Source organism: Amorphus orientalis (assembly GCF_030814015.1).
Lineage (GTDB): Bacteria > Pseudomonadota > Alphaproteobacteria > Rhizobiales > Amorphaceae > Amorphus > Amorphus orientalis.
Genome location: NZ_JAUSUL010000001.1, coordinates 688,201 through 712,957, shown reverse-complemented (window position 1 = coordinate 712,957; position 24,757 = coordinate 688,201). Strand labels below are relative to the sequence as shown.

At 66.7% G+C, this 24,757-nt stretch carries 21 protein-coding genes; 14 read left to right on the top strand and 7 right to left on the bottom strand.

The features are described from left to right. Positions 1–71 precede the first annotated feature (71 nt). The 7 genes from trpB to J2S73_RS03145 all read left to right on the top strand — a co-directional run bounded on the left by trpB (position 72) and on the right by J2S73_RS03145 (position 6,362). Entirely contained in the window at positions 72–1,286 is a 1,215-nt protein-coding gene (trpB, locus tag J2S73_RS03175) for a tryptophan synthase subunit beta (RefSeq protein ID WP_306883967.1), read from the top strand. Next, positions 1,283–2,125: a tryptophan synthase subunit alpha gene (gene trpA / locus J2S73_RS03170; protein ID WP_306883966.1), complete on the top strand. Its 843-nt coding sequence runs from the start codon at positions 1,283–1,285 to the stop codon at positions 2,123–2,125. The genes trpB and trpA overlap by 4 nt, the downstream gene beginning before the upstream one ends. A 40-nt stretch (positions 2,126–2,165) precedes the next feature. Then, entirely contained in the window at positions 2,166–3,137 is a 972-nt protein-coding gene (accD, locus tag J2S73_RS03165) for an acetyl-CoA carboxylase, carboxyltransferase subunit beta (RefSeq protein WP_306883965.1), read from the top strand. A gap of 16 nt (positions 3,138–3,153) precedes the next feature. Next, the gene (locus J2S73_RS03160; protein WP_306883964.1) at positions 3,154–4,473 is read left to right on the top strand and encodes a bifunctional folylpolyglutamate synthase/dihydrofolate synthase; all 1,320 of its coding nucleotides are present in this window, start codon (positions 3,154–3,156) and stop codon (positions 4,471–4,473) included. 135 nt (positions 4,474–4,608) lie between these two features. Next, positions 4,609–5,613 (top strand): signal peptide peptidase SppA, encoded by a 1,005-nt coding sequence (sppA, locus tag J2S73_RS03155; RefSeq protein ID WP_306883963.1) that lies wholly within the window; start codon positions 4,609–4,611, stop codon positions 5,611–5,613. Beyond that, positions 5,610–5,906 (top strand): integration host factor subunit beta, encoded by a 297-nt coding sequence (gene ihfB, locus J2S73_RS03150; RefSeq protein ID WP_306883962.1) that lies wholly within the window; start codon positions 5,610–5,612, stop codon positions 5,904–5,906. Before sppA ends, ihfB begins: the two co-directional genes overlap by 4 nt. 93 nt (positions 5,907–5,999) lie before the next feature. After that, on the top strand, positions 6,000–6,362 hold the full coding sequence (locus tag J2S73_RS03145) for a lipopolysaccharide assembly protein LapA domain-containing protein (protein WP_306883961.1): 363 nt from the start codon (positions 6,000–6,002) through the stop codon (positions 6,360–6,362). A gap of 147 nt (positions 6,363–6,509) precedes the next feature. Here the strand turns inward: J2S73_RS03145 and lpdA are convergent, their stop codons facing one another. From lpdA to zapE, 7 genes are all read right to left on the bottom strand, one after another. Then, positions 6,510–7,910 carry a dihydrolipoyl dehydrogenase gene (gene lpdA, locus J2S73_RS03140; protein WP_306883960.1) on the bottom strand — a complete coding sequence of 467 codons (1,401 nt, stop codon included), beginning with the start codon at positions 7,908–7,910 and terminating at the stop codon, positions 6,510–6,512. A 152-nt stretch (positions 7,911–8,062) separates the two neighbouring features. Beyond that, the gene (gene odhB, locus J2S73_RS03135; protein WP_306883959.1) at positions 8,063–9,649 is read right to left on the bottom strand and encodes a 2-oxoglutarate dehydrogenase complex dihydrolipoyllysine-residue succinyltransferase; all 1,587 of its coding nucleotides are present in this window, start codon (positions 9,647–9,649) and stop codon (positions 8,063–8,065) included. Positions 9,650–9,706: 57 nt separating this feature from the next. Beyond that, positions 9,707–12,661, bottom strand: coding sequence for a 2-oxoglutarate dehydrogenase E1 component (locus tag J2S73_RS03130; RefSeq protein ID WP_306883958.1), 2,955 nt, complete (start codon positions 12,659–12,661; stop codon positions 9,707–9,709). A 140-nt stretch (positions 12,662–12,801) separates the two neighbouring features. Continuing rightward, positions 12,802–13,713, bottom strand: a complete 912-nt coding sequence (gene sucD, locus J2S73_RS03125; protein ID WP_306883957.1) for a succinate--CoA ligase subunit alpha — start codon at positions 13,711–13,713, stop codon at positions 12,802–12,804. Positions 13,714–13,807: 94 nt separating this feature from the next. Continuing rightward, positions 13,808–14,998 (bottom strand): ADP-forming succinate--CoA ligase subunit beta, encoded by a 1,191-nt coding sequence (gene sucC / locus J2S73_RS03120; RefSeq protein WP_306883956.1) that lies wholly within the window; start codon positions 14,996–14,998, stop codon positions 13,808–13,810. Between the two features lie 70 nt (positions 14,999–15,068). Further along, positions 15,069–16,031 (bottom strand): malate dehydrogenase, encoded by a 963-nt coding sequence (gene mdh / locus J2S73_RS03115; protein WP_306883955.1) that lies wholly within the window; start codon positions 16,029–16,031, stop codon positions 15,069–15,071. A gap of 141 nt (positions 16,032–16,172) precedes the next feature. Further along, entirely contained in the window at positions 16,173–17,318 is a 1,146-nt protein-coding gene (gene zapE / locus J2S73_RS03110; protein ID WP_306883954.1) for a cell division protein ZapE, read from the bottom strand. A gap of 190 nt (positions 17,319–17,508) precedes the next feature. Between zapE and J2S73_RS03105 the strand changes: the two genes are divergently transcribed. From J2S73_RS03105 to J2S73_RS03075, 7 genes are all read left to right on the top strand, one after another. Then, the gene (locus J2S73_RS03105) at positions 17,509–18,282 is read left to right on the top strand and encodes an enoyl-CoA hydratase (protein ID WP_306883953.1); all 774 of its coding nucleotides are present in this window, start codon (positions 17,509–17,511) and stop codon (positions 18,280–18,282) included. A 401-nt stretch (positions 18,283–18,683) separates the two neighbouring features. Then, positions 18,684–18,950 carry a 30S ribosomal protein S20 gene (gene rpsT / locus J2S73_RS03100; RefSeq protein WP_306883952.1) on the top strand — a complete coding sequence of 89 codons (267 nt, stop codon included), beginning with the start codon at positions 18,684–18,686 and terminating at the stop codon, positions 18,948–18,950. Between the two features lie 755 nt (positions 18,951–19,705). Next, positions 19,706–20,146: a rhodanese-like domain-containing protein gene (locus J2S73_RS03095; RefSeq protein WP_306883951.1), complete on the top strand. Its 441-nt coding sequence runs from the start codon at positions 19,706–19,708 to the stop codon at positions 20,144–20,146. A gap of 158 nt (positions 20,147–20,304) precedes the next feature. Then, positions 20,305–21,756, top strand: a complete 1,452-nt coding sequence (dnaA, locus tag J2S73_RS03090) for a chromosomal replication initiator protein DnaA (RefSeq protein ID WP_306883950.1) — start codon at positions 20,305–20,307, stop codon at positions 21,754–21,756. A gap of 248 nt (positions 21,757–22,004) precedes the next feature. After that, entirely contained in the window at positions 22,005–23,123 is a 1,119-nt protein-coding gene (gene dnaN / locus J2S73_RS03085) for a DNA polymerase III subunit beta (protein ID WP_306883949.1), read from the top strand. A gap of 39 nt (positions 23,124–23,162) precedes the next feature. Further along, entirely contained in the window at positions 23,163–24,323 is a 1,161-nt protein-coding gene (gene recF, locus J2S73_RS03080) for a DNA replication/repair protein RecF (protein WP_306883948.1), read from the top strand. 120 nt (positions 24,324–24,443) lie between these two features. Then, a complete protein-coding gene (locus J2S73_RS03075) occupies positions 24,444–24,749 on the top strand; it encodes a BufA1 family periplasmic bufferin-type metallophore (protein ID WP_306883947.1) in 306 nt (101 codons plus the stop codon). Positions 24,750–24,757 lie beyond the last annotated feature (8 nt).

The following is a 24,757-nucleotide window of genomic DNA, read 5'->3' as shown; positions in this document are numbered from 1 at the left end:
CCCGGTCGCTGCGCTGCAAGGACCAGGGCCGGCGATCACCTGGGTCATGACCTAACAAGAGCCGAACCGCCGTGACGCATCATCCCAACTCGCTCCGCTCCGGTCCTGACGGGACCGGCCACTTCGGCATTTTCGGCGGCCGCTTCGTGGCCGAGACGCTGATGCCGCTGATCCTGGAGCTGGAGGAAGCCTATCGCACCGCCAAGCACGATCCGGACTTCGCCGCCGAGCTTGCCGGGCTGAACGCCACCTACACCGGCCGGCCCTCGCCGCTTTATTTCGCGGAACGGCTGACGGAGGAACTCGGCGGCGCCAAGGTCTACTTCAAGCGCGACGAGCTCAACCACACCGGCTCCCACAAGATCAACAACTGCCTCGGCCAGATCCTGCTGGCCCGGCGCATGGGCAAGACCCGCATCATCGCGGAGACGGGCGCCGGCCAGCACGGCGTGGCCACCGCCACCGTCTGCGCCCGCTTCGGCCTGCCCTGCGTGATCTACATGGGCGCCACCGACGTGGAGCGGCAGAAGCCCAACGTCTTTCGGATGAAGCTCCTCGGCGCCGAGGTGATCCCGGTCACCTCCGGCGCCGGCACCCTCAAGGACGCCATGAACGAGGCGCTGCGCGACTGGGTCGCCAACGTGGACGACACCTACTACCTGATCGGCACGGCTGCGGGGCCGCACCCCTATCCCGAGCTGGTGCGCGACTTCCAGTCGGTGATCGGCACCGAGGCCCGGGCCCAGATCCTGGAGGCCGAAGGCCGGCTGCCGGACCAGATCGTCGCCTGCGTCGGCGGCGGCTCGAACGCCATCGGCATGTTCCATCCCTTCCTGGACGATCCGGAGGTGGCCATCACCGGCGTGGAGGCCGGCGGCGACGGGCTCGACGGCGACCGGCACTGCGCCTCGCTGACGGCGGGCCGGCCGGGCGTGCTGCACGGCAACCGCACCTATCTGCTCCAGGACGACGACGGCCAGATCCTGGAAGGCCATTCGATCTCCGCGGGCCTCGACTATCCCGGCATCGGCCCGGAACACTCCTGGCTGAAGGAGACCGGGCGCGTCACTTATGTCCCCATCGGCGACCGGGAGGCCCTCGACGCCTTCCAGCTGTCGGCGCGCACGGAAGGCATCCTGCCGGCCCTGGAACCGGCCCATGCGCTTGCCCATGTGTCGAAGATCGCGCCGGAGATGGACAGGGACCGGATCATCGTCATGAACATGTGCGGCCGCGGCGACAAGGACGTGCACACCATCGCCAAGACCATGGGGTGGGACCTGTGACCGTCGCCCGTCTCGACGCCCGCTTCGCCGCCCTCAAGACCGAAGGCCGCGCCGGCCTGGTCACGTTCGTGACCTCCGGCGATCCCGACCCTGCGACCTCCCAGGCCATTCTCGACGGGCTGCCGGCGGCCGGCGCCGACGTGATCGAGCTTGGCATGCCGTTCACCGACCCCATGGCCGACGGCCCGGCGATCCAGGCGGCCTCGCTGCGCGCGCTCAAGGCCGGCCAGACCGTGGTGAAGACCCTCGACATGGTCCGCGCGTTCCGCGCCAAGGATGCCGACACGCCGATCGTGCTGATGGGCTACTACAACCCGATCTACTCCTATGGCCGCGACCGGTTCCTGGCCGATGCGGTCGAGGCCGGGGTGGACGGGCTGATCGTGGTCGACCTGCCGCCGGAGGAGGACGCCGAGCTGTGCCTGCCGGCGATGGACGCGGGCCTCGCCTTCATCCGGCTGGCGACGCCCACCACCGACGAGAAGCGCCTGCCGGTGGTCCTCGCCAACACCTCCGGCTTCGTCTACTACGTCTCGATCGCCGGGGTGACCGGCACCGCGACGCCGGACCCGGAGCGGGTGGCGCAGGCCGTGGCCGGCATCAAGGCCCACACCCGGCTGCCGGTGGCCGTCGGCTTCGGCGTCAAGACGCCCGAACAGGCCGCCGCCTTCGCCCGCACCGCCGACGCCGTGGTGGTCGGCTCCGCCCTCGTCGCCGCTGTCGCAAACACGCTCGACGATGACGGCCGGGCGACGGACGCAACCACACACGCCGTGATTGACTTGGTCAAAGACCTCGCAAACGGCATTCAATCCGCTCGCAGCGGCGCGGCGGCATGATCCGCTCCGTCCTCAACGACACATCGCAAAGGATCCGTCCGTGAACTGGATCAACAGCGTCTTCCGTCCGAAGATCCGCTCATTCCTCGAGAAGCGGGAAGTCCCCGAGAATCTCTGGATCAAGTGTCCCGAGACCGGAGAGATGGTCTTCCACCGCGATCTGGAGGCCAACCAGTACGTGGTGCCGAACTCCGGCGTGCACATGCGCATCCCGGTGGTGCACCGGCTGGAAATGCTGTTCGACGAGCGCACCTACCAGACCATCGCCACGCCCTCGGTCGCCAGCGATCCGCTCAAGTTCCGCGACGAACGCCGCTATTCCGAACGCCTGCGCGACGCCCGCGCGAAGACCGGCCGCGAGGATGCGGTTCTGGTTACCCGGGGCCGCATCGAGAGCCTGGAGACGGTCGTCGCCGTGCAGGACTTCGCCTTCATGGGCGGATCGCTCGGCATGGCGGCGGGCGAGGCGCTGATCACCGGCCTGGACGAGGCCCGCCAGAAGGGGCTTCCGTTCGTGCTGTTTGCGGCCTCCGGCGGCGCGCGCATGCAGGAGGGCATCCTGTCGCTCATGCAGATGCCGCGCACGACGGCCGCCGTCATGGCCCTCAAGGAAGCCGGCCTGCCCTATATCGTGGTCCTGACCAACCCGACCACCGGCGGCGTGACGGCCTCCTACGCCATGCTGGGTGACGTCCATATCGCCGAGCCCGGCGCGCTGATCGGCTTCGCCGGCCCCCGGGTGATCGAGCAGACGATCCGCGAGAAGCTGCCGGAGGGATTCCAGCGCGCGGAATATCTGCTGGAGCACGGCATGGTGGACATGGTCGTGCACCGTCACGACATCAGGTCGACGCTGGCGCGGCTCCTGCGGCTTCTGACGCATCAGCCCGATCCGGCCAGCCTGCCGGTCCCGGTCGACGGAGAAAGCGACACCGACGCCAAGGCCGGCCCCTCTCCGGCGGCCACCGAAACAGCGCCCGCCTCGGCAGAGGCCGGACAAACGGTCAGTTAGGCCCGCTTCCATCATCATGGACCATACAAACGCGATCCTGGAGCGCCTGCTCGCGCTCCATCCCAAGGTCATCGATCTCTCCCTGGAGCGCATGGAGCGGCTCCTGGCCGCGCTTGACCATCCCGAGCGGCGCCTGCCGCCGACGATCCACATCGCCGGCACCAACGGCAAGGGATCGACCACGGCCTTCCTGCGGGCCGCTCTGGAGGCCGCGGGCAACGGGGTCCACGTCTACACGTCTCCGCACCTGGTCCGCTTCAACGAGCGCATCCGCCTGGCGGAGCCCGGCGGCGGACGCCTGGTCGACGACGCGACGCTCGCCGAGGCGCTGGAGCGCGCGGAACGGGCGAACGGCGGCGAGCCGATCACCTTCTTCGAGATCACGACGGCGGCCGCGATGCTCCTGTTTTCGGAGCGGCCGGCGGAAGCGCTTGTGCTGGAAACCGGGCTTGGCGGACGCCTGGACGCCACCAACGTCATCGACAGCCCGCTGGTCAGCGTCATCACCCAGATCGGGCTCGACCATCAGCGCTTTCTCGGCGACGGCATCGAAGCGATCGCGGGCGAGAAGGCCGGCATCATCAAGCCGGGCCGGCCCGTCGTCGCCGCCCCCCAGAGCGATCAGGTTACCGCGGTGCTCGAAAAGGCGAGCGCCCGGGCGCGGGCACCGCTTCATCTCGGCGGTCAGGACTGGTCGGTCCTGGAGGAACACGGGCGGCTGGTCTACCAGGACGAGAATGCCCTGTTCGACCTGCCGGCGCCGCGACTTCCCGGCCGCCATCAGTTCGTCAACGCCGGCACCGCGATCGCGGCGATCCGGGCCGCCGGGCTGTGGACCGGGGTCGAGGCCGCCGAAACCGCCCTCACGACCGTGGACTGGCCGGCCCGCCTGCAGCGGCTGACCAAGGGCCGTGTCGTGGAAACGGCCATGCCGGGCGCCGAGATCTGGCTCGACGGCGGCCACAATCCGGACGCCGGCGAAGCGCTCGCCGCCTATATGGCCGACCTGGAAGACCGGGTCTCGCGGCCTCTGTTCCTGATCACGGGCATGCTGTCGACCAAGGATCCGGTCGGCTTCTTCCGCCCCTTCTCCGGGCTCGTCCGTCACGCCTTCACCGTTCCGGTGTTCGGCTCCGACGCGGCGATCGAGCCGGCGCCGCTGGCGGACATGGCGGAGGCGGCCGGTGTGCCGGCCGAACCGGTCTCCAGCGTGCGCACCGCGCTCCGGCTTCTGGCGGAAAGCTGGCGCTTCGAGCCGCCGCCCCGGATCCTGATCTGCGGATCGCTCTATCTGGCCGGCGACGTCCTGTCCCAGAACGGCACGCCGCCGACCTGACCGAGCCGGCGGTTCCGGACCGCCTTCATTGCCCCTTTCACACCGGCTTGAGGCCGCCGGACATCGGCGCCGCGATCATGTATGGTCGTCGCCGGCCGGCAGTCCGGCCGCCGTCGTCGCCTCGGAGGACCCCGTATGACACTCGACGCCGATGTCCTGGTCGATCGCCGTCGGCTGAGACGTTCCGCCAGCTTCTGGCGGGCGCTGGCCGTGATCGCGATCGCCGCAACCGTGGCCGCCGTCGCCATCGCGTTCGGTGTCGGTGACGGCCTCGTCGGCAAGAACACGCCGCATATCGCGCGGCTGCCGATCGAAGGGGTGATCACCGACGACCGCCGCACCGTCGAGATGATCGAGGACCTGACCGACAACGACGCGGTGAAGGCGGTGATCCTCTACGTCAATTCGCCGGGCGGCAGCACCACGGGCGGCGAGGTCACCTACAACGCGCTGCGCGAGCTGGCCGAGAAGAAGCCGCTTGTGGCCCAGATCGGCACCCTCGGCGCCTCCGCCGGCTACCTGATCGCGCTGGCCTCAGACCACATCGTCGCCCATCGCACCTCGCTGACCGGCTCGATCGGCGTCCTGATGCAGTACGGTCAGGTCTACGAGATGCTGGATTCCCTGGGCATCCAGGTCGACACCGTCCAGAGCGGGCCGCTCAAGGCCGAGCCCTCGCCCTTCTCCGAACCGCCCCAGGCGGCCATCGACATGCTCCAGGGCATCATCGGCGACAGCTACGACTGGTTCCTGGGCCTGGTCGTGGAACGGCGGAACATGGACGACGCCACCGCGCGCGGCCTCGCCGACGGGCGCGTGTTCACCGGCCATCAGGCGCTTGAGGCCAAGCTCATCGACGCGCTCGGCGGCGAGCGCGCCGCCGTCGACTGGCTGAGCTCGGAAAAGAGCATCGATCCGGAGCTGCCGGTCCGCACCTGGTCCCTCGAGAACGACCTGGAGGACCTGCCCTTCTCCGCCCGCATCGCCCACGGCATCACCCACGGCGTGCTCACTGCCACGGGCCTGGATCGGGCGCTTCCTCTGAACATTGGTGGTGGCGGCCAGCTTGACGGTCTGGTGTCGCTTTGGCACGGTCCATCCGTGCCCGACACTGGTGGGCGACAAGGGCGGGCCCAATGATCAAATCGGAATTGGTGCAGCGGATCGCACAGCACAATCCGCACCTCTACCAGCGCGACGTCGAGAACATCGTTAACGCCATTCTCGACGAGATCGCCGATGCGATGATGCGCGGTGACCGCGTGGAACTGCGCGGCTTCGGGGCGTTCTCGGTGAAGAGCCGGCCGCCGCGGACGGGCCGCAATCCGCGGACCGGCGCGCAGGTCGACGTGGAGGGCAAGCACGTGCCCTTCTTCAAGACCGGAAAGGAGATGCGCGAGCGTCTCAACAACGGTTATGCTGGATCGAAGTAGACTTCCCTCTCCGCCGGCCGGGTGTATCCGCCGTCAGCCGGCGGACCGGCCGCGAACCGCTCTCCGGCCGATCCTTTTCGGAGACCAGACGTCGTGAAGCGCTTTCTCGAGACCCTCGTCCTCCTTCCGATCGCGATCATCCTCGTGATCCTGGCGGTCGCCAATCGCTCCCCGGTTCGCCTCGTCCTCGATCCGTTCCGGCCGTCCGAGACGGCGCTCTCCGTCACGCTTCCGCTCTACTGGGTGATCTTCGCCTGCCTCGCAATCGGCGTCATTCTGGGCGGCATGGCGGTCTGGATGCGGCAGGGCCGCTTCCGCAAGGCTGCCCGGCGCAACCGCCGCGAGGCCGCGCATCTGCGCGAAGAGGTCGAGACCATCAAGAAGTCCAACGCACCGGAAGCCCCCGCGCTCCCGTCGGGCCGTCCCGCGCCGCTGGGCCTCACCCACCGCGCCTGATGTCCATAAACCCGCCAGCAGGTCCGTCGGCACGCTGATCTGTGTCAGAGCCCGCCGACATGCGGTTGCCGCGACCAGGCGACATTCCGGACACGAAAAAGGGCCGCATGAGCGGCCCTTTCCGTATCAGGTCATGCCGGGAACCGGTCACATGTGGATGGCGCGGCCATCGACGGCGAGCGCGGCTTCCTTGACGGCTTCCGGCAGCGTCGGGTGGGCGTGGCAGGTCCGCGCGATGTCCTCGGCCGCGGCGCCGAACTCCATGCCCAGAACCACTTCGGCGATCATGTTGCCCACGTCGGCGCCGATCATGTGCACACCGAGAACCCGGTCGGTCTTGGCATCCGCCAGGATCTTCACAAAACCGTCCGTGGTCCGGTTCACCTTGGCGCGGCCGTTGGCCATGAACGGGAACTTGCCGACCTTGTAGTCCACTCCGTCCTTCTTGAGCTCCTGCTCGGTCTTTCCGACGGAAGCCACTTCCGGATAGGTGTAGACCACGCTCGGGATCGCGTCGTAGTTCACGTGGCCCGCCTGGCCGGCGAGGATCTCGGCCACGGCCATGCCCTCGTCTTCCGCCTTGTGGGCGAGCATCGGGCCGGCGATCACGTCGCCGATGGCGTAAATACCGTCGATATTGGTCTTGAAGTGGCCGTCGGTCTTGACCCGGCCCTTGTCGTCGCGCTCCACGCCGACCTCGTCGAGGCCGAGATTGTCGGTGAAGGGGCGCCGACCGACGCACACCAGCACCACGTCCGCCTCGAGCGTCTCCGCGTCGCCGCCCTTGGCCGGCTCCACGGTGGCCTTCAGGCCGTCGCCTTCCTCGGCCACGCCGGTGACCTTCGAGGAGAGCTTGAACTTCATGCCCTGCTTCTGAAGGATCTTCTGGAACTGCTTGGAAACCTCTTCGTCCTCCAGCGGGAGGATGCGGTCGAGATACTCCACCACGGTGACCTCGGCTCCGAGGCGGCGCCAGACCGAGCCGAGCTCCAGTCCGATCACGCCGCCGCCGATCAGGATGAGGCGCTTCGGCACCTCCGGCAGCGACAGGGCGCCGGTCGACGAAACGACCTTCTTCTCGTCGATCTCGATGCCCGGCAGGCTCGACACTTCCGACCCGGTCGCAATCACGATCGACCTGGTCTCCAGCGTCTGGGCCTCGCCCTCTTCCGGCGTGACCGTCACCTTGCCGGCGCCGGCGATGGTGCCGGTGCCGTGATAGGTGTCGACCTTGTTCTTCTTCAGCAGGAACTCGACGCCCTTCACGTTGCCGTCGACGCCCTCGTCCTTGAACGCGAGCATGCCGGCCAGATCCAGCTCCGGCTGGACCTTGATGCCCATGCCCTCGAAGCCGTGGCCGGCCTCCTCATAGAGTTCGGAGGCGTGCAGCAGCGCCTTGGACGGGATGCAGCCGACATTGAGGCAGGTGCCGCCATGGGTGGCACGCTTCTCCACCACGGCGACCTTCATGCCGAGCTGGGCGGCGCGGATGGCGCAGACATAGCCGCCGGGGCCGGTTCCGATCACGATCAGGTCGTACGAGCTCACACCAGTCTTCCTTCTGTCCTGGTCAAAACGGCGCCCGCCCGGCGATACGGGCTGACGGGTCGTCCCCGGATCGGGCCGCCCAATGCCGTTTCCGGTCGGGCGGACCTCAGTCAGGGCCCGCCGAACCGGCTTTCACGCGGCCTGGCGACGCTCTAGAGGTCCAGAACCAGCCGCTGCGGATCTTCGATGGCTTCCTTCACGCGCACCAGGAACGTCACCGCTTCCTTGCCGTCGACGATCCGGTGGTCGTAGGAGAGCGCCAGATACATCATCGGCCGGATCACCACCTGGCCGTTCACCGCCATCGGGCGCTGATCGATGCGGTGCATGCCGAGGATGCCCGACTGGGGCGCGTTCAGGATCGGCGTCGACATCAGCGAACCGTAGACGCCGCCGTTGGAGATGGTGAAGGTGCCGCCCTGCATCTCCTCCATCTTCAGCTTGCCGTCCCGGGCGCGCTTGCCGAAGTCGTTGATCGTCTTCTCGATATCGGCGATCGACAGCTGGTCGGCGTCGCGCACCACGGGGACCACGAGGCCCTTGTCCGTGCCGACGGCCACGCCGATGTGGTAGAAGTTCTTGTAGACGATCTCGTCGCCGTCGATCTCGGCGTTGACGTTCGGGATCTCCTTCAGCGCCTGGATCACGGCCTTGGCGAAGAAGCCCATGAAGCCGAGCCGGACGCCGTGCTTCTTCTCGAAGAGATCCTTGTAGCTTTTGCGCAGCTCCATGACCGCGCCCATGTCCACGTCGTTGAACGTGGTGAGCATGGCCGCGGTGTCCTGCGCGTCCTTCAGGCGGCGCGCGATGGTCCGGCGCAAGCGGGTCATCTTGACCCGCTCCTCGCGTGCATCGTCTTCCGCCGCGACCGGCGCCCGCTGGGGCTGCTGCTTCGATCCGCCGGAGGCCTGCATGTCCGTCAGCCCCTTCTCGATCGCCGACAGCACGTCCTCCTTGAGGACCTGGCCGCGCTTGCCGGAGCCTTCGACCTGATCGGCCGACAGATTGGCCTCCTTCAGGTGCTTGGAGGCGGCCGGGGACGGCGGCATCTCGGACGAGCCGGACGACTTCGACTGACCGGACGGCGCGCTTTCCTTATCGGACGACTTGCTTTCGGCCGGCTTGGACGCCGCGCCGCCACCGGCGCCGGCCATCACCTGGCCGAGCACGGCGCCGACCTCGACGGTCTCGCCTTCCTTCACGGCGATCGAGCCGAGCTTGCCCGCGGCAGGCGCCGGAACCTCGACGCTCACCTTGTCGGTCTCGAGCTCGACCAGCGGCTCGTCGGCGGCGACGTCATCGCCCTCGTTCTTGAGCCACTTGCCGATGGTCGCCTCGGTCACGGATTCGCCGAGCGCGGGAACCTTGATGTCGACCCCCTCGCCGCCGGACGACGCGGGCGCCTCGGCCGGCTCCTCGCTCTTCGGCGCCTCGGCTTCGGCAGCCTTCGGCTCGCTCTTCTCGGACGATCCGGTATCCTTTTCCTTCGCGCCCGCGCCGGAGCCCTCGCCGATCTGGCCGAGCAGCGCGCCGACCTCGACGGTCTCGCCTTCCTTCACGGTGATCTCGGAGATCGTGCCTGCGCTCGGAGCCGGAACCTCGACGGTGACCTTGTCCGTCTCGAGCTCCACCAGCGGCTCGTCCTGGGAGACCGCGTCGCCCTCCTTCTTGTACCACTGGGCGATTGTCGCCTCGGTGACGGATTCCCCGAGATTGGGGACGCGGATCTCGCTGGCCATGGCGCCTGTTTCCGTATGCTCTGTAAACGATGCGAAGGTCGGGAACCGGGGGAAACGCTAGGACGAGGGTCCGAGCGCCTCCTCCAGGAATGCTTTCAGTTGGGCAAGATGCTTGGACATCAGGCCGGTGGCGGTGGACGCCGCCGGCTGACGGCCCGCATAGCGCGGTGCGGTCTGGTTCGAGTTGGCCTGGTTCAGGACCCACTCCAGGAACGGACGGACGAAGCTCCAGCCGCCCATGTTCGCCGGCTCTTCCTGACACCACACCATCTCGGCGTTCGGGAAGCGCTTGAACTCCGCCAGGACCGACTTGGTCGGGAACGGATAGAGCTGCTCCACGCGGAGAAGGTAGACGTCGTTGACGCCGCGCTCCTCGCGCTCCTCCAGAAGGTCGTAATAGACCTTGCCGGAGCACAGCACCACGCGACGGATCTTGTCGTCGGCGACCAGGCCGTTCTCGCCCTTGCCGTCCAGATCGTCGAGCAGGATGCGGTGGAAGCTCGATTCCGGCGTCATCTGGTCGAGACGCGAGACCGCCCGCTTGTGGCGCAGGAGGGATTTCGGCGTCATCAGGATGAGCGGCTTGCGGAAGTCGCGTTTGATCTGACGGCGCAGGATGTGGAAGTAGTTCGCCGGCGTGGTGCAGTTGGCGACCTGCATGTTGTCTTCGGCGCACAGCTGCAGGAAGCGCTCCAAGCGCGCGGAGGAGTGCTCCGGCCCCTGGCCCTCGTAGCCGTGCGGCAGGAGCAGCACCAGGCCGGACATGCGCAGCCACTTGCGCTCGCCCGACGAGATGAACTGGTCGATGATGACCTGCGCACCGTTGGCGAAGTCGCCGAACTGGGCTTCCCAGCACACCAGCGTGTTCGGCTCGGCCAGGGAGTAGCCGTACTCGAAGCCGAGCACCGCCTCTTCCGAGAGCATCGAGTTGATGACCTCGTACCGGGCCTGGGTCTCCGCCAGATTGTTCAGCGGGATGTAGCGGTCTTCGGTCTGCTGATCGTAGAGCACCGAATGGCGCTGCGAGAAGGTGCCGCGCTCCACGTCCTGGCCGGACAGCCGGACCGGGAAGCCCTCGACCAGGAGCGAGCCGAACGCCAGCGCCTCGCCGGTCGCCCAGTCGATCCCCTCGCCGGTGTCGATCATCTTGCGGCGATGATCCATGAAGCGGGAGATCGTGCGGTGGGCCTGGAAGCCTTCGGGAACCTCGGTCAGCTTGGCGCCGATGTCCTTCAGGGTCGGCTCGGCGACATCGGTCTTGCCGCGGCGCGGATCGTCCGGGCTGGTGGCGATGCCGAGCCCACTCCAGCGTCCGTCCAGCCAGTCGGCCTTGTTCGGCTTGAAGCTCTCGCCGGCGGAATATTCCTGCTCGAGATGGTCGCGCCAGGCCTGCTTCAGACCGTCGAAATCCTCCGAGGTCATCAGCCCCTGGTCCATCAGCCGCTTGGCGTAGATGTCCAGGGTCGAGGGATGATCCCGGATGACCTTGTACATCAGCGGCTGGGTGAACGCCGGCTCGTCGGACTCGTTGTGGCCGAAGCGCCGGTAGCAGAACATGTCGATGACGACCGGCTTGTGGAACTTCTGCCGGAACTCCGTCGCGACCTTGGCGCAGTAGACCACCGCTTCCGGATCGTCGCCGTTCACGTGGAAGATCGGCGCCTCGATCATCTTCGCCACGTCCGACGGATAGGGCGACGAGCGCGCGAACCGCGGATTGGTGGTGAAGCCAATCTGGTTGTTGACGATGAAGTGGATGGAGCCGCCGGTGCGGTGGCCCTTCAGCCCGGACAGGCCGAAACACTCCGCCACAACGCCCTGGCCGGCGAACGCCGCGTCGCCGTGCAGCAGGATCGGCATGACCATGGTCCGCTCGGTGTCGGAGAGCTGGTCCTGCTTGGCGCGCACCTTGCCGAGCACAACCGGATCGACGATTTCCAGATGCGACGGGTTGGCGGTCAGCGACAGGTGGACGTTGTTGCCGTCGAACTCGCGGTCCGATGACGCGCCAAGATGGTATTTGACGTCGCCGGACCCCTCGACCTCGTCGGGTGCGAACGAGCCGCCCTTGAACTCGTTGAAGATCGCGCGGTGCGGCTTGCCCATCACCTGGGCGAGCACGTTGAGGCGGCCGCGGTGCGGCATGCCGAGCACGATGTCCTTGAGGCCGAGATTGCCGCCGCGCTTGATGATCTGCTCAAGCGCCGGGATCAGCGCCTCGGCACCGTCCAGGCCGAACCGCTTGGTGCCGGTGTACTTGACGCCGAGGAACTTCTCGAAGCCGTCCGCCTCGATCAGCTTGTTCAGGATCGCCTTGCGGCCGTTGTCGGTGAACTCGATGGTCTTGTCGGGACCTTCGATGCGCTCCTGGATCCAGCTCTTCTCCTCCGGATCGGAGATGTGCATGAACTCCACGCCGATGGTGGAGCAGTAGGTCCGCTTGAGGATCGACTTCATCTCCCGGATGCTGGCGAATTCCAGCCCGAGCACGTTGTCGATGTAGATCGGCCGGTCGAGATCAGCCTCGGTGAAGCCGTAGGTCTCCGGCTTCAACTCCTCGTGATCCTCCAGCTGGGTGATTCCGAGCGGGTCGAGATCGGCGTGCAGATGGCCGCGCACGCGGTAGGCGCGGATCATCATCAGCGCGCGGACGGAGTCGCGCGTCGCACGCAGCGCCTCGTCCTCGGTCAGCTCGACGCCCTTCTCCTGGGCCTTCGACTTGATCTTCTCGCCGATGGCGCCTTCGGTCGGGCCCCAGTCGCTGTCGAACGCGGAGACCAGCTCGCCGTTGGCCGGAATCGGCCAGTCGGTACGCTGCCACGGCGCGCCGCGGGCTTCCGCGAGAACCTGGTTCTTGTCGTCCTTGAGGCTTGCGAAGAAATCGCGCCACTCGGCGTCTACGGACGTGGGGTCAGTCTGATAGCGGGCGTAGAGGTCTTCGAGATAGGCGGCGTTGCCGCCGTAGAGGAAGGAGGTCAGCCGAAACGCTTGGTTCGGATCCTGTTGTGTCATCACTCTCGCGCCCGGGCCGCACACGGCCCTCTGTTCTGATCAAAGGTTTGCCGCCCGAAGATGACGTCACCGTCGGGCGGACGCAACCTGTCTAAACTTAGTCACGTTCCAGGCGCCTGAAAGCCCCCGGACCGCGATCGTCACCCTTTCAGAAGCGCACTCAAGGTTGCGCCAAGCTGTGCCGGCGACGGAGATACCTTGATTCCGGCCGCTTCCATCGCGGCGATCTTGTCTTCCGCGCCGCCCTTGCCGCCGGACACCACGGCACCGGCATGGCCCATGGTCCGGCCGGGAGGCGCCGTGCGGCCAGCGATGAAGCCGACGGTCGGCTTCTTGCGGCCCTTCTTGGCCTCGTCGGCTAGGAACTGGGCGGCGTCCTCTTCGGCCGAGCCGCCGATCTCGCCGATCATGATGATGGATTCCGTCGCGTCGTCGGCGAGGAACATCTCCAGCACGTCGATGAACTCGGTGCCCTTCACCGGGTCGCCGCCGATGCCGACCGCCGTGGTCTGGCCAAGGCCCTCGTTGGTGGTCTGGAACACCGCTTCATAGGTAAGCGTGCCGGAGCGCGAGACGACACCGACCGAGCCCTTCTTGAAGATGTTGCCCGGCATGATGCCGATCTTGCACTCTTCCGGCGTCAGAACGCCGGGGCAGTTCGGGCCGATCAGGCGCGACTTCGACTTGTCGAGCTTGGCCTTCACGTTGACCATGTCCATCACCGGGATGCCTTCGGTGATGCAGACGATCAGGCCGACCTCGGCGTCGATCGCCTCCTCGATGGCCGCGGCCGCGCCGGCCGGCGGAACGTAGATCACCGAGGCGTCGGCGCCCGTCTTCTCCTTGGCTTCGGCCACGGAGGCGAAGATCGGCAGCTCGACCGAATTCCCGGCGGCGGTGCCCTGCCAGGTCTCGCCGCCCTTCTTCGGGTGCACACCACCGACCATCTTGGTGCCGTAGTAGGCCAGCGCCTGCTCAGTGTGGAAGGTGCCGGTCTTGCCGGTCAGACCCTGCACGATCACCTTGGTGTTCTTGTCGACGAGAATGGACATAACGTGCCTTCTTTAGCTGTGCATCAAGTCGCAGGCCGCACGCCGGCACCATTGTGAGCCCCAGGGGCGCCGGCGGGGCAGCGGAAGACCGGACCTAGCCGACCGCCGCGACGATCTTCTTGGCGGCGTCGTCGAGATCGTCGGCCGCCGTGATGGCCAGCCCGCTCTCGTTGAGGATCGCCTTGCCCTTGTCGACGTTCGTGCCTTCCAGCCGAACGACGAGCGGAACCGTGAGGCCGACTTCCTTCACCGCGGCCACCACGCCCTCGGCGATGATGTCGCAGCGCATGATGCCGCCGAAGATGTTGACCAGGATGCCCTTCACGTTCGGGTCGGCGGTGATGATCTTGAACGCCGCCGTGACCTTCTCCTTGCTCGCGCCGCCGCCGACGTCGAGGAAGTTCGCCGGCTCCTTGCCGTAGAGCTTGATGATGTCCATCGTCGCCATGGCGAGGCCCGCGCCGTTCACCATGCAGCCGATGTCGCCATCGAGGGCGATGTAGGCGAGATCGTACTTGGACGCCTCGATCTCCTTGGCATCTTCCTCGGTCTCGTCGCGCAGCGCCTTGATGTCGTCGTGACGGAACATGGCGTTGCCGTCGAAGGAGACCTTGGCGTCGAGCACGCGCAGGTGACCGTCGGTCATGACGATCAGCGGATTGATCTCCAGAAGGCTCATGTCCTTCTCGCCATAGGCCTTGTAGAGGATCGGGAACAGCTTCATCCCGTCCTCGCGGGCCGGCCCGTCGAGCTTGAGCGCATCGCAGAGCTTGGCCGCATCGGCCTCGGTGACGCCGGCTTCCGGATCGATGGGAAGCGTGAGGATCTTCTCCGGCGTTTCCTCGGCGACGGTCTCGATGTCCATGCCGCCCTCGGTCGAGGCGACGAAGGCCACCTTGCCGACGGTGCGGTCGACCAGCAGGGAGAGATAGAGTTCGCGGTCGATGTCGGCGCCGTCCTCGATATAGAGGCGGTTGACCTGCTTGCCGGCCGGGCCGGTCTGCTTGGTCACCAGCGTGTTGCCGAGCATCTCCTTGGCGAAGGCGGCAACTTCTTCCACCGACTTGGCGAGGCGCACGCCGCCCTTGGCGTCCGGGCCGAGTTCCTTGAACTTGCCCTTGCCGCGGCCGCCGGCGTGGATCTGGCTCTTCACCACATAGAGCGGCCCAGGAAGCTTGGACGCAGCCGCCTCGGCCTCGGCGGCATCGGTGATCGGAACGCCGTTGGCCACCGGCGCGCCGTAGCCCTTGAGGACTTCCTTGGCCTGATATTCGTGGATGTTCACGTCTGTCTCCCGGCCTGTCGCACAGCAAAGAAATGGAAAGGGCCGGATTCACCGGCCCCCGAGGCGCGCCTCAGCCGAGGCTCGGCTGGATGCCCTTGCAGGCATCCATGAGTCCCCGCACCGAGTCGACGGATTTCTGGAAGTTGTCCTTTTCGGCGCCCTGAAGCTCGATCTCGATGATGCGCTCGATGCCGCCTTCGCCGATCACGGTGGGCACGCCGACATACATGCCGTCGAGACCGTACTGACCGGTGAGATAGGCCGCGCAGGGCAGGACCCGCTTCTTGTCCTTGAGATAGGCTTCGGCCATCTGGATCGCCGAGGAGGCCGGCGCGTAGAAGGCCGACCCGGTCTTCAGCAGACCGACGATCTCCGCACCGCCGTCCCGGGTGCGCTGGACGATCTCTTCCAGACGCGCGTCGGTGGTCCAGCCCATTTTCACCAGATCCGGCAGCGGAATGCCGGCCACGGTGGAATAGCGCACCAGCGGCACCATCGTGTCGCCGTGGCCGCCGAGCACGAAGGCGGTCACGTCCTCGACGGACACCTTGAACTCCTCGGCCAGGAAATAGCGGAAGCGCGCACTGTCGAGAACGCCGGCCATGCCGACGACCTTGTTAGCCGGCAGTCCGGAGAACTTCTGCAGCGCCCACACCATGGCGTCGAGCGGGTTGGTGATGCAGATCACGAAGGCGTCGGGGGCGTTGTCGCGGATGCCCTGGCCGACCTGCTCCATGACCTTCAGGTTGATGCCGAGCAGATCGTCGCGGCTCATGCCGGGCTTGCGCGGCACGCCGGCCGTCACGATCACGACGTCGGCGCCTGCGATCGCCTCGTAGCCGTTGGTGCCGGCGACGACGGCATCGAAGCCCTCGACCGGCGAGGCTTCGGCGATGTCGAGCGCCTTGCCCTGCGGGGTTCCTTCGGCAATGTCGAACAGCACGACGTCGCCGAGCTCCTTGAGGCCAGCGAGCAGCGCAAGCGTGCCGCCGATCTGGCCGGCGCCGATCAATGCGATTTTCGTGCGCGCCATGAGAACCGGTCCCTTTCTAACTGATGCAAGGCTGGAAAATGAGAAAAGAGCGGCGCCGGAGCGCGAGCCGGGGGTGTCACTACTCCCTTTGGCATGATGGTTCAAGCCACGAGAGACGCGACATGCCTGCCGATGGGAAGATCAGGTGAGCGGCAGCTGTTCGCTGGCTTCCAGATAGCTCATCGAGCGCATCTCCGTCAGGCGCGACGCGGTGCGCTTGAACTCGAAGGCCTCGGTGCCATCCTCCCCGGAAAACAGCCCGTCCGGCTCAGCCTGTGCGGAGATCACGACGCGGACGTGCGCGTCATAGAAGACGTCGATCAGGGTGATGAAGCGCTTCGCCTCGTTGCGACGCTGCGGCGACAGCAACGGCACCCCCGTCACCACCACCGTGTGGAAGCGGTCGGCGATCGCCCGGTAGTCGCTCGCCCCGAGCGGCCGTTCGCACAGATCGGAGAAGGAGAATCGCGCGACCCCGCCGAGCATGGCCGGCACCTCGACCTTGTGGCCCAGCACCTCGATGGTCTGGGCAGCCGGCTCCTCGCCTCCGGTGAGCCTGCGCCAGAGCCCCTCCATGGCCCGCTGGTCTTCCGGGCTGTCGGCATCGAAATAGACCCGCGTCCCGGCCAGCTTGTCGAGCCGGTAATCGGCGTGGGCATCCAGCCGCTGCACGTCGACATGCCGCTTCAACAGATCGATGAAGCCCAGGAAGTGGCCGCGGTTGAGCCCGCCCTTGTAGAGATCGTCCGGCGCCACGTTGGAGGTGGCCACCAGCACCAGACCGTCCTCGAACAGCCGCGTGAACAGCCGGCCGAGGATCATCGCGTCGGCGATGTCGGTCACGGTGAATTCGTCGAAGCACAAAAGCTCCGTCTCCTCCGCGATGGAGGCGGCCACCGGCGGGATCGGGTCGTCGCCCTTCGTCCGGCCGTCCGCGATCGCCTGGCGGGCGGCGTGGACCCGGGCGTGCACGTCGGCCATGAAATTCGTGAAATGGGCCCGGCGCTTCTTCTCAATGGGCGCGGCCTCGAAGAAGAAGTCCATCAGCATCGTCTTGCCGCGCCCCACCTCGCCCCAGAGATAGAGCCCGTGCACGGCCTCGCGCGGCCGCGGCCGGCGGAACAGGCGTCCGAGCACACTTTGCGAGCGGCCCGCCTCCGGCCGCTCCTCCAGCGCGTCGCAGAGCTCGCCGAGGCGCAGGGCCACGGCTTCCTGAGCGGGGTCGCGATCGAGCGCGCCGGAAGCAACCAGCGCGTCGTATCGTTCGAGCACGGACAATTCGGACATTGGGGATGACGGGTCTCGCGGGAAAGGAAGAGCCCCACGTCTAGACGATCGCGCCCGGCGTTGAAATCCTCCGGCGCCAGGACCGGTCCGCCGGCGAGCGGCTTGCCGGTTGAAAGCGCCCCACGGCTTCGCTACCGAATTGGCAGCGGCGCGGTGGCAACCGGGCGCCGCCCAGGTGAGGAGCCTCCCAATGGCCTATGAGACCATCCTTTACGAGACGCGCGGCAAGGTGGCGCTGATCACGCTGAACCGGCCGAAGGCGATGAACGCGCTGAACGCGCAGCTGATTGCCGAAGTGACCGACGCGCTGACCCATGTCGAGCAGGATCCGAAACTCGGCGCGAGCGTGATCACCGGCTCCGACAAGGCGTTCGCCGCCGGTGCCGACATCAAGGAGATGGCGTCGCTCGATTTCGTGCAGGCCTATGTCGGCGACTTCATCTCGCCCTGGGACCGGGTCGGACAGATGCGCAAGCCGGTGATCGCGGCGGTGGCCGGCTACGCGCTCGGCGGCGGCTGCGAGCTGGCGATGATGTGCGACTTCATCATCGCCGCCGAGAGCGCCAAGTTCGGCCAGCCGGAGATCACCCTCGGCGTCATGCCGGGCGCCGGCGGCACTCAGCGCCTCACCCGTTTCGTCGGCAAGTCGAAGGCCATGGAGATGGTGCTGACCGGACGGCTGATGAAAGCCGACGAGGCCGAGCGGTCAGGGCTCGTGTCGCGGGTGGTCCCCTCCGACGAGCTGATCGGCGAGGCGCTCGCCGCCGCGGAGAAGATCGCCGACTTCTCGCAGCCGATCGTGATGATGGCGAAGGAGAGCGTGAACCGCTCCTACGAGACGACGCTGGCGGAAGGCGTCCGCTTCGAACGGCGCCTGTTCCACGCCATGTTCGGCACCGAGGACCAGAAAGAGGGCATGGACGCCTTCGTCGACAAGCGCACGCCCCAGTTCAAGAACCGCTAGCGCCTCTTCCGCTCGGACGGCACCGTCCGGGCGGTCGCGAACGGCTCCGGCCCGGGCGCGCCGGTGCGGCGGAGCGGGACACCGACAGGCGGTCAGCGGGCTGGAAACGCCACCTTTTGATGCGAAAACCGGGCTGAACCGTTGACCGGGGGGTTGCGCGAGCGTATAGACGCGCCCTTATCCTCAGGATGCCGAGGCTGAACAGGCCGGTTCGGGAGGCGCCGTCAGGCGAGCGTCGACTGGAGCGGCGCCATCGGCATCACAAGCGACATCACCGACCATGCGGAGCGGAGCGCGGCATCGAGCGCCGACACCGCGGGTTCGGATCTGGAAGACCGGTTCGGGTCCTGAAGCGGAATGCCCCCGCGAACGGCCCGGCGAGAAAAAGGACAGGAGCGTCGATGGCCAACACGCGATCGGCTAAAAAGATGACCCGGAAGATCGCGCGCCGGACCGAGATCAACAAGTCTCGCCGGTCTCGGATGCGCAGCTTTGTGCGCAAAGTCGAGGAGGCGATCAGCTCCGGGGATTCCACCGCCGCACAGTCGGCGCTGAAGCAGGCGCAACCGGAGATCATGCGCGCGGCAACCAAAGGCGTTATTCATCGCAATACCGCTTCGCGCAAGGTTTCGCGGCTCGCCCAGCGAGTGAAGGCCCTGTCGGTCTGATCAGACGGACACCTTCAATCCGGGCTGCCTTGAGGGGCTCGACGCATCTCGCGTCGGGCCTTTTTCATGTCTGGATGCCAACGCCCTCGGCAGCGGCCGAGAGCCTCCGGTCAGGGCGGAAGCCCGTTTTCACAGCTATCCACAAGGCTTAACCGGCTAATCTAAATCCCGCCCGCCGCCGCCCCTTTCCCGGCGCCCCACTTGGCCAAAAAAACACTTACATTTCAGATAATTAGCGTGACATAGCGCTCATTTTTCCGAAAGAGGGCCTGCATCCGAAAAGTCAAGTAGCTCCCTCAAAATTTTTTTGCCACCTTCGTTCCGGCGCGGTCGGGCCGCCACTTCGGAGGAGGAATCCATTGAGTCGAAACAGGTTGCCGGAACGAGTTGCAAAAGGCCCTGACGAATCACCCGGCTCCGTTAAGGGGCCGTTTACAATTTAGTCACCAATGCCCATTGCGGCCCTGGGGGCGCATCTGTATCTTCAAGTCATCGGTCGGCACCCACCGGCCTTTTCAAATAATCACAAAAATAAATTTGTGTATGTTGTGTATAGTTTAAGCCAATGAAGTATTGGAGGACACCAATTTGAGTTCTCTCGTCGTTTGGACCTAGCTCCATACATCCAGCGTATCTTAACAGCGGCGACCTGAAGCGCGCACCCGCGAGGGGATAGCGCGCATCTGGCCGACAACCAAAACCATGAGTTGAAGCGGCGCCGGACGGTGGTTCGGCGTGTCGAAGGAAATTTGTCGATGGCGTCCGAACCAGCCTATGCCGGCGACCTCCCCAGCACCGAGGTCTGGAAGGCCCTCCAGGAAGACAAGACTGCGGTGCTGGTGGATGTCCGCACCCGTGCGGAATGGACCTTCGTCGGCATCCCCGATCTGTCGGGTATCGGCAACACCCCCGTTCTGATCGAATGGCAGAGCTATCCGGCCATGGACGTGGACCCCGGTTTCGTGGATAACGTCCGCGCCGCTCTCGCCGAGCGGAACGCCGGCCCCGACACGCCGGTCTATTTCCTCTGCCGCTCAGGCGCGCGCAGTCGCAGTGCGGCAACCGCGCTGACGCAGGCCGGGTACACCGCCTGCTTCAACATATCCGACGGCTTCGAAGGCCCATGTGACGACCTCAGCCACCGCGGCCAGGTCTCGGGCTGGAAGGCGGCCGGACTTCCCTGGGTTCAATCCTAGACGACACGGAATTCAATCCCGTCGATCCGGAGCAATCTCCGCGGTCCAGGGACAAGACTGCCGGAAAATACCTAGCCGGCTTAATAAAAAGCGCACCGGATGCGCGTTCAGTGAGTATCGAGGCGGATGAAAGAACAGGCGGAGAAGGAGTGGAAAGGATGACGACGGCCCAAATCGACCCAACCCAGGATCAGAAGTGGGGGCGCGTCCTGCAGCGTCTCCACGATGAGCTGGGCGAGGAGGTCTATTCGAGTTGGTTCACGCGGATCGATTTTGAGTCCCGCAGTGCATCCGTGGTGAAGGTGTCGGTTCCGACGCTGTTCATCCGGCAGTGGGTGGAGCAGCGCTACGGCGCGCGGATCGTTCAGCTGTGCCAGCAGGAAATGGGCGACATCCGCCGCGTGGACTTCGTGGTTCGCGGCTCCGTGCGTCCGGGCAGCCCGTCGGCTCCGGGCCGTGCCGACAAGCCGTCGCAGCCGTCCCCCGAGCGTGCGCCCCGCGGCAGCGCGAAGGGGACCTCCGCAAAGGCGCCCAAGACCGAACCCGACCAGCCCGAGGATGCGCTCAACGGATCTCCGCTCGATCCCCGCTACACGCTGAGCAGCTTCGAAGAGGGTCCTTCGAACATGCTCGCGCTCGCCGCCGCCAAACGGGTCGCCGTGGCCGCGTCCGGCGAGAAAGCCGCCTTCAATCCGCTGTTCATCCACGGCTCCGTCGGCTACGGCAAGACCCACATCCTGCAGGGCATCGCCGCCGAAGCCCGCCAGCACGCGCAACGGCGCGTGCTATACCTGACTGCAGAACACTACATTTACAGGTTCGTCGCGGCCCTGAAAAACCAGACCGCGCTTGCCTTCAAGGAGCTCCTCCGGGACATAGACGTCCTCCTGATCGACGATCTGCAGTTCCTGCACGGGGGAAAGGTCCAGGAGGAGTTCTGCCACACCCTGAACGCGCTCGTGGACGGCGCCCGTCAGGTGGTCCTCGCCGCGGACCGTCCGGTCAGCGAACTGGAAGGCCTTGACCAGCGCGTCCGCTCCCGCATCGGCGCCGGCCTGTCGGTGGAAATCGGCGCCCCCGACCTGGAGCTGCGCTCCAAGATCCTGGAGCGGCGTCTCGCCGCCCAGAAGGCCGCCTTCCCGGAGCTGGAGTTCCCCCGGGACGTGCTCGACTTCGTGGCCCGCTCGGTCACCTCGAACGGCCGCGACCTGGACGGTGCCGTGAACCGCCTCGTGGCCCGCAACCAGCTCACCGGTGCGGCCATCACCCTGGACATGGCCGAGTCGGCCCTGAAGGATCTGGTCCGCGCCCGCGAGGGCCGGCGCCCTAAGATCGAGGACATCCAGCGCGTCGTCGCGCAGCACTACAACGTCTCCAAGGCGGACCTGGTGTCCGCCCGCCGCACCCGGGCCGTCGTCCGTCCGCGTCAGGTTGCCATGTTCCTGGCCAAGTCCCTGACGCCCCGGTCGCTTCCGGAAATCGGTCGTCGCTTTGGCGGAAGAGACCACACAACTGTTTTGCACGCTGTGCGAAAGATCGACAGCCTGGTTGGCACGGATAATGCTCTGGCCGAGGACGTCGAGACGCTGAAGCGGCTCCTGGACAGCTGACCTGAGGCCGCTTCGGCGGCCGCCCCTTCTCCGCCAGATACGGCCGGTCCCGCCCCGCGGTGACCGGCCGATCTGTTTCACACCCCGAAATTCCCGACAGGGCTTGCATCCGTGCCGCGTTGGCGGCACCTTGCGCTCCCCCGAAGCCGCACCGTCCGCATTGCCGGACGACGGCCTCGGACCGGTCGACCCTTCCATCCGTCGACCGTCCCTTACGTGACAACGGCAGCCTCGGACGTCTCAAGGCCATGCGCGCGACATTGGAACGGGCCCACCTCCTGAAATCGCTGACCCACGTCTATCGCGTGGTGGAACGGCGCAACACGATTCCCATCCTGTCGAACGTCCTGATCCGTACGGACGGCAGCGCCTTGAACCTGAAGGCGACCGATCTCGACATCGAGGTTACCGAGCAGGTTCCCGCGATGGTCGAGCAGACCGGCGGCACCACCGTGCCCGCCCACATGCTCCACGACATCGTCCGCAAGCTGCCCGAGGGGGCGCAGATCTCGCTTGAGACCAACAGCGACGGCACCTCGATGACGCTTTCGGCGGGACGCTCGCGCTTTTCGCTGCAGATCCTGCCGGAAGCGGACTTCCCCGACATCACGGCCGGCACCTTCACCCACTCCTTCACGCTGAAGGCAAGCGAGCTGAAGCTGCTGATCGACCGGACCCAATTTGCGATCTCCACCGAGGAAACGCGCTACTATCTGAACGGGATCTACGTGCACACGGTGGACGGCGCCGAGGGCACGATGCTGCGCGCGGTCGCCACCGACGGCCACCGGCTCGCCCAGGCGGAACTGCCGGCGCCGGACGGCTCCAACGGGATCCCCGGCGTGATCGTGCCCCGCAAGACCGTCAGCGAGATCCTGCGCCTGATCGAGGATCCGGAAGAGGCGGTCAAGATCGAGCTGTCGGACGCCAAGATCCGCTTCACCTTCGAGAACGTCGTGCTGACGTCGAAGCTGATCGATGGCACCTTCCCGGACTATGTCCGCGTGATCCCGCAGAACAACGACAAGCTGCTCCATGTCGACCGCCAGGAGTTTTCCAGCGCCGTCGACCGTGTCTCGACCGTGTCCAGCGAGCGCGGCCGCGCGGTGAAGCTGTCGCTGCAGCCGGGCAAGCTGATCCTCTCGGTGAACAACCCTGATTCCGGCAGCGCCACCGAGGAACTGGTGGTCGAGTACGACGCCGAGCCGCTCGATATCGGCTTCAACTCCCGCTATCTGCTGGACATCGCCGCCCAGCTCGAGACCGAGACCGCCGAGTTCAAGCTCGCCGATCCCGGATCGCCGACGCTGGTCCACGACATCAGCGAGAACCGGACGCTCTACGTCCTGATGCCGATGCGGGTGTAAGCCACCCGGCCCACCCGAAACGCGCACCGTGTGAAGGCCATGACGGACGCCAGCTCACCGTCCGTCGCCCGGGTCGCCCTGACCGCCCTCACGCTGACGGACTTCCGCAATTATGCGCATCTGGCGCTGAAGCTCGACGGACGCTCCGTCGTGCTGGTCGGCGCGAACGGATCCGGCAAGACGAACCTGCTCGAGGCCGTCTCCTTCCTGTCGCCCGGGCGTGGTCTGCGCCGCGCGCCCTATGACACCGTGGCCCGCTCCGGCGGCTCCGGCGGGTGGACCGTCCATGCGGAACTTGAGACCGCTTCCGGTCCGGTTGCGATCGGAACCGGGATCGCGCCCGACGCCGGGGGTCCGCGCAGCCGCCGCATCCGCATCGACGGCGAGGACGCCTCCTCTTCCGACGCGCTTCTGTCCCATCTCGACGTGGTGTGGCTGACCCCGGCCATGGACGGCCTGTTCACGGGTCCGGCCGGCGATCGCCGCCGTTTTCTCGACCGTCTGGTCATGGGGCTGGATCCGGCCCACGGCCGCAACGCGACCCGCTACGAGAAGGCGGTGCGCCACCGCAACCGGCTCCTGGAAGACCCCGGCGCCGATGCCGGCTGGTTCGATGCGATCGAGACGGAGATCGCCCAGCACGGCGCGGCGATCGCCGCGGCGCGGGCCGACCTCGTCGCGCGGTTCCGCAACGCGATCGACGCGATCCCGCCTGACGCGAGCGCCTTCCCCCGCGCCCACCTTGCCCTCGACGGCGACTTCGAGGCCCGGACCGACGGCGCCGATGCCCAGGAGCGCGCCGAAACCTTCCGGCGGCTTCTGAGCGAAGGCCGCCCCCGGGACCGGGCCGCCGGGCGGACCCTGACCGGCCCTCATCGCGCCGATCTTGTGGTCACCCACGCCGACAAGGCCATGCCCGCCGCCCAGGCCTCGACCGGAGAGCAGAAGGCGCTCCTGATCGGCCTGATCCTGGCTCACGCCGAACTGATCGCGGACGCCAACCGCCGGGCTCCCGTGCTGCTTCTCGACGAGGTGGCGGCCCATCTCGACCCGAACCGTCGGGCCGCCCTCTACGATCGGCTGGAGCGGCTCGGCGGCCAGATCTTCATGACCGGCACCGATCCGATCCTGTTCGAGGCGATTGGAGAGCGGGCGGAAATCTTCCATGTCGCCGACGGCCGGCTTGCGCCAGGCGCGTAACACAAGCCTCGCACCATATTGATTTCCTGTTGTTCCCCGGTCTCATTTTGAGTGAGATGTGGGCTGCCGAGCCTGGCCGGCGGGCCGCGCCAAAAATCCAACACAAGGGGACTGACGAAAATGGCTGACACCAAGTTCTTCACCGCCGCCGCAATCGCCGGCGCGGTCGCGACCGCGCTCTCCGGCATGGCCGCTCCGGCCACCGCCGCCGACATGGTCAAATGCTACGGCGTCGCCAAGGCCGGCGAGAACGACTGCGCCGCCGGCCCCGGCACGACCTGCGCGGCAACCTCCACGGTCGACTATCAGGGCAACGCCTGGAAGCTGGTTCCCAAGGGCACCTGCACCTCCATGGATCTGCCCGGCGACCGCCACGGTAGCCTGGAGCCCCTGAAGCGCGACCTGCCGGAGAAATCCTCCACCTGAGGCGAAAG